Genomic DNA, 5404 nt, shown 5'->3' with positions numbered 1-5404 from the left:
GGCCGGTAGTCGCGGCGGCGGCGTAGCCAGACGAGGGCTGCGGCAGCAGCGACCTGCTCGGCGACCTCATTAGGCAGCCAGCCGCCGGCCAGGTGAATCCCGCCATCGCTCGCCGCCGTGTCGCTATGAACGGGGCTGACCTCGTCGAAATGCTCGGGCATCCCTGCTGCGAGCGGAGGCGACGGTTGCGGCGGGGCGATGGTGGCCGTGTTGGTGGCGACGCCGAAGACTGCGGCTCCGGCGATTCCGCTTGCCGTCGCCTGCAGCGGCGTCGGTAGCGGAAGCCGGCGCAGCCATCCCACGGTCGTCCGCAGACGGGCCAAGACCCGTACGGCGACGGTGTAGGCGAGCAGCAGCCACAGCAGCCACACTCCGATCGTCAACGCGGCGGTGAGGCTCTGCTCGGTCAAGGGCTGCTGCACCCACGCCCGTACCTGCTCAGTGCTCGGCCACCCGCGTATGGGTGGGCCGATCAGGAGTAGCAGTACCACCGGCGGACCTGTCAGGAGCGCGAGGACGACCAGCAGCGACATCAGCTGGCGCGGCCACCGCACCTCACCCACCCCCACCCGAGGGTCCGGCACCCGCTGATCGCTGGGCAGAGACAGGGCTCGTGGTGGCGGGGCGGATGATGCGGGTCCACAGTCGCGCTGCCCACCACATCGCTACGGCCACGGCGTAGCTGACGCCGAGAATGCCGGCGGCCCGCTCGCTGACGATCGCGGCGCTGATGACCGCGACGGGGGCGCTGAGGATGAGGCGGAACATCAGCGGTGTCACCAGCGCCATGACCAACCCGACGCCGAGGAGGAGTCCACCGACGCGCCCGGAGATGTCGATGAGCAACAGCCGGTCGGGCCACCTGTCGGCTGTCAGCGAGTATTGGATCAATCCCATGCCGAGCGCTGCGGTGACGATCGAGCCGGTCGGTGCGGCCAGCAGCGCGGACCAGCCGCCGTGTGGGGCACGCCATTGCCGGGCGGCGACCACCGCCATCGCCATGGCCACTACCACGATCGGCGTGATGGGCCATAGGACCCATTTTAGGAAGGGGCCTACGGGTTCGCCGAAGTACTGGCTGGTGACGACCGCGTAGAGCCCGGCGATCGCCGCGCCGAGGCTGACGGCGGCGAGGATGCCGATACTGACCCTCCCGCCCTCGGTGCGGGTACTCGGGGAGGGGCTGCGCGCGGCGATCAGGGAACCGAGGACGGTCCCGGCGGCGAGGCAGGCCAGCAGGGCGAGCACAGCGGCCATCGTGAACTCGCCCCAGTTCAAACTCACCGAGCGGTAGACGTTCATCAGATTGTGCTGTTCGGCGGTCAGGAGAACCTGCCAGATCAGGGCCAGCGACGCGAAGCCCGGCACCGCGATCGCCACGGCCCGTCGCACCGGCGGCACCGGCACCTCCACCACAACCGCCGTCCCCGCATGCGCGGCGCCAGCGTCCGCAGCGCCCCGGGCGGCCACGAGTTGAGGCTCGGGAACAACCGTGGTGGTGATGCCCGTGCGCTCGGCGACAACCGCGTCCAGGTGCGGCAGGTGGGCGCTGCCGCCGACGCAAAAGATCCCGGCCAGATCGCCGGGGGAGAGTTCGGCGGCGGCGAGGGTCTCCCCGACCAGCTCCGCCACGCGTCGAATTACTGGCAGAGTGGCTGCGACGAGCATGGTGCTGTTCGCGATGACCGGTGCTTGCCCGGCGAGCGGTACCGTGACGGCAGGGTGCGCGCCCAACGTCTCCTTCGCAGCGCGGACGCTCTGCGTCGTCGCCCAATCGCCCATGCCGTCGCCGGGCGCGTCGCGGCCGGCTGTCAGAGCGGCAGTCAAGGCCAGGTCGACTGTGGTGCCGCCGGCGGCAGGGTCAGCGAGGGTCGAGAGGACCTCGAACCCCGCCGGGCCGCGGCGAAGTACCGTCACCTCCGCGCCCGCGCCGACGTCGCAGACGACGATGAACGCCCCGACCGGCAGTTGCAGGCCGGTCGCCAGCAGGTGCTCGGCAACGGCTACCGGTGCCTCGACGAGACGCGGCTGCGCAAGACCCGCCCGATGCGCGGCCTGCCTCATCCAGGTACGCCGACGCGGCCCCCAACCTGCCGGCACCACCAGCCGCACATCCCGCACCGGCCCGCCGGCAACCCGCTCGGCCTCGGCCGCGACCGTGCGCAGCGGCGCCGCCGCCAGCGCAAGTGCCTCCACCGGCGTCTTGTCGACCGTGACGTCGTCATCGACGGCGCGGCGAGGGCTCGGAATGAACCTGCTCGGCTGCTCTACGGCGGCCTGCCACGCCCGCTGCCCTGTCCGTACCTCCCCGTCGGGGCCCACGTGCACAGCGCTGGGCAGATACGGCAGCCCGTCGAAAGAGAGCGCAGACGCGCTGCCGTCAGCCCAGGCCAGAACAGCCACGGTGCTGGCGTCACCACAATCGATCGACAGCCGCGCTTCCCCCGCCTGCATACACACAGTCAAACATGAAGATCTCGTTCACGTCATCTGTTGATCACGCAGAGGTAGCTCGTTGCCGCCCAGCCTGTCCGGTGATGCCGCTACCAGGCGAGTGGTCGTCGCTGGAAGTAGAGTCCCCCGGTCGGGCCGTCTGACGGCAGTGTGGCAAGCCATACGAACGTGTCCGCAGCTTCGTCGGGCGTGGAGTTCGCCTTTCCGTAGGCCAGGCGAGTGTCGACCTTTCCCGGGGACGCCGCGTTCACCAAGATGCCGTCGTCCTTGAGCTCAGCTGCGAGGATGCAGGTTAGTGCGTTTACCCCAGCCTTGGACACTCGGTAGGAGACGCTTCCGGTTCCCATCTCGCCGAAGGTGCCCATGTGGCTGGTGACGTTGACGATCCGGCCGTACCCGTTCTTTCTCATCTCAGGGATGGCTGCGGTACAGCAGCGCCAGGTCCCCATGATGTTGGTGTCCAGGGTGGCTCGCACCTTCTCGATATCGGCGCTAGCCGCTGCCTGGCCTCGGTCGATGGCGATGCCAGCGTTGTTGACGAGAATGTCTAGCCTGCCGTACTGGTAGCCCACGTCCGCCATGGCACGAGCGACGCTTGCCGGATCGGCGATATCTAGTTGCTGGCCGGATGCGGAGAGTTCATCCGCGAGTAGCTCATCGGCGGCCCGATGTGCGGCTTCCTCGGTGCGGGCCGTGACGACCACGTGGGCGCCGGTCTCGGCTAAGCCGCGGGCGATGGCTTTGCCGAGTCCGCGATTGGAGCCGGTGACAACTGCGACCCTATTGGCCTCGCTCATGTCAGCAGACTACGCACGCGCTCATCCAACGCCCCTGCGGCGGGGTGTCGATGCGCCACGAGGCGACCATGGATGTCCAGCAAGCGGCGATGGTTGCGCACGGATCGGGTGGCGACGACATCTGGAGCAGCCTGGGCAACGAGGCTGCACGCCTGCTCGACATCTCCGAGATTCAGTACGGAATCAGCGCGCCAGATCAGATAGGTTGCGCGGTCCCGGCTGCGCTCGGCCGGTTGGAGTGCGAGGGTCTGCTGAAGCCAGTAGTCACTGGCATGGTGGCGCTGCAGGAGTAGGTAGCAGGCCGCAACCTGGGCGGCGTACTCCGCATGATCAAAGTAGCTGGCCCAGGCTGGGCTTGCTTCATCATCAGCGCGTGACATTTCTGTGTCGGCCTCTGCGAGTCGGCGCTCGCACGCTACCGATTCACCAAGCACTGCGTGTGTACGAGCCAAACGGGTAGTGAGCATCGCTCGCACACGGGCGGGCGCGTCCTTCGCCCCAGCTCGCGCAGCATCGGCCAAACGGAGGGCCTCGGTGGGGCGTTCCGTGTCGACCCGCTGAAGGCTCATGCACTTCAGGATGTTCGCGCCTGCCGCTCGGTCGGCTGCGGAGTGGGCAGCGTGGAGGGCCGCAAACCAGTAGCGCTCGGCCGCCGCGTGGAATCCTGCATCGAAACTAGCCCAACCAGCGATCCGCCCCAACTCGGCGGCGACAACCAGCAGGCGATTGCCGGCAACCTCCGAGTAACTGCTGTGGCGCAGGAGATCCGTTACCAGCCGAAGCTCAGCGTCAACCAGTGACCGCACGCTCCCGCCGCCGAGGCTGGCATCCATGCGGCGCAGGGCCGGCAGTCGCTGTTCAAAGCAATCTAGGAGGTCTGTGTCGACGCGGCCTCCCTCAAGCGCTGCGTTGATCTTCGGAGGCTCGGTTGCGAGCCACCGTTCGGCTATCGCAGCGGCTAACCCGGCCTGCATGATCAGAAACCCTCGGCGATCTAGCACTGCTGGTCCTGCAGTGTCGTCAAGCAAGGCGATTGCTCCGTTGACGGTCCAGGGTGCTGACGTGCTGATCGCGGGACCGGTAGGGAGCCAGTGGGGCCACCCGAGCGCCCTAACTGTTTGCCTATCGACGCCGAGTTCGTCGGCCAATGCGACCTGTGAATCCTCATCCGGCACCACGCCCCATCGCTCCCAGCGCCAAGCCTTCTCGCGCCGGGCTGCAGTGTTTAGACGGCGCGCGATGACATCGACGAGATCTTGTTGCGTCCAGCTTCGCTGTTCTCGAACGTAGCTCAACGGGTGCACCAAGAGCTGACTCCGTGGCGATGGTGTCCGCGTCATCCTGCCTCCCGATCGTCGCCGTCACTCTAGTCCGATCCCGTCAAAGAAACGTGCTCTCAGCTGCGGAAACTGCTCGGATTCGTCATGAGACAACAGCGAGACAACAAGCTAGGCGTCGATTTGCTCTGGTCGTTCGGCTTTCCTGAACGGGCCAATCCGTTTCGGTGTCGACCGGTCGCTGTCGGTGATTGGACCGCGCAGTACTCAGGTCGCCCGGCTCGGCGGTGAGCAGGGGAGGTCCGCCCTAGAGGCGCTGGCGAGCCTCCTGCATGGAGGAGTCAAGTTGGGGCCGAGAGAGGGGTGGCTTAAAGATGCACCGGAGAAAGTGGTTTGTTCCGGCCGACGATAGGTCGTTCGATCCGGTAGGCAGCAACGTGGCGCGGCATAGGGCTATCGAGGCACGGGTAAAGACGTGTGCGGAAGATCCGAAGCCCAGGCGGGTGGTGCTTAGCGTTGGCCGCGCACCTAGGACCAGCCGGCGCGATGGCTGACCTGGGGCTCTCGCTGGCGGTCGCCCTCGCCTCGCATGGCCGAGCCGCCGACCACTTCTGGTCGTTCATGGAGGACCGCAGTGTGCGGCTACTCCCGCACCAGTTCGCGGCGGTGTTCTTCTCGACGCTTGGGCAGTTAGTCGCGGGTCGGGGTGATCCGGCCGGTCGGCGCGCGGCATTGGCGGTGTTGGGTCGGATGTACCGGCGTTTTGATCTTCAGCCCTATCACGGTACGGCCGTCGCGGCGGCGTTGGTCGATACGGTGCGCCGGTTCGCGGGCGAGGGTTGGGAGCCTGAGCTGGCGGGTCAGTGGGAGGTGGGG

At 67.5% G+C, this 5404-nt stretch carries 4 protein-coding genes and 1 pseudogene; 1 reads left to right on the top strand and 4 read right to left on the bottom strand.

What is annotated here, in order from left to right:
- The 4 genes and pseudogenes from DLJ59_RS31855 to DLJ59_RS31840 form a co-directional block, all read right to left on the bottom strand.
- Positions 1–554: pseudogene (locus DLJ59_RS31855) on the bottom strand (hypothetical protein); the annotation flags it as partial.
- A gap of 1 nt (position 555) precedes the next feature.
- Positions 556–2403: an Hsp70 family protein gene (locus DLJ59_RS31850; RefSeq protein WP_244236332.1), complete on the bottom strand. Its 1848-nt coding sequence runs from the start codon at positions 2401–2403 to the stop codon at positions 556–558.
- A 140-nt stretch (positions 2404–2543) separates the two neighbouring features.
- Entirely contained in the window at positions 2544–3251 is a 708-nt protein-coding gene (locus DLJ59_RS31845) for an SDR family oxidoreductase (protein WP_124777615.1), read from the bottom strand.
- The gene (locus DLJ59_RS31840) at positions 3248–4555 is read right to left on the bottom strand and encodes an NsdA family TPR-like regulatory protein (RefSeq protein WP_244236333.1); all 1308 of its coding nucleotides are present in this window, start codon (positions 4553–4555) and stop codon (positions 3248–3250) included. The genes DLJ59_RS31845 and DLJ59_RS31840 overlap by 4 nt, the downstream gene beginning before the upstream one ends.
- Positions 4556–5074: 519 nt before the next feature.
- Here DLJ59_RS31840 and DLJ59_RS31835 point away from each other — a divergent pair.
- The coding region (locus DLJ59_RS31835) for a globin family protein (protein WP_148096987.1) at positions 5075–5404 on the top strand (330 nt) is incomplete at its 3' end.

Source organism: Micromonospora inaquosa (assembly GCF_003857055.1).
Taxonomy (GTDB): Bacteria; Actinomycetota; Actinomycetes; order Mycobacteriales; family Micromonosporaceae; genus Micromonospora; species Micromonospora inaquosa.
This window is presented reverse-complemented; position numbering and strand designations above follow the sequence as displayed.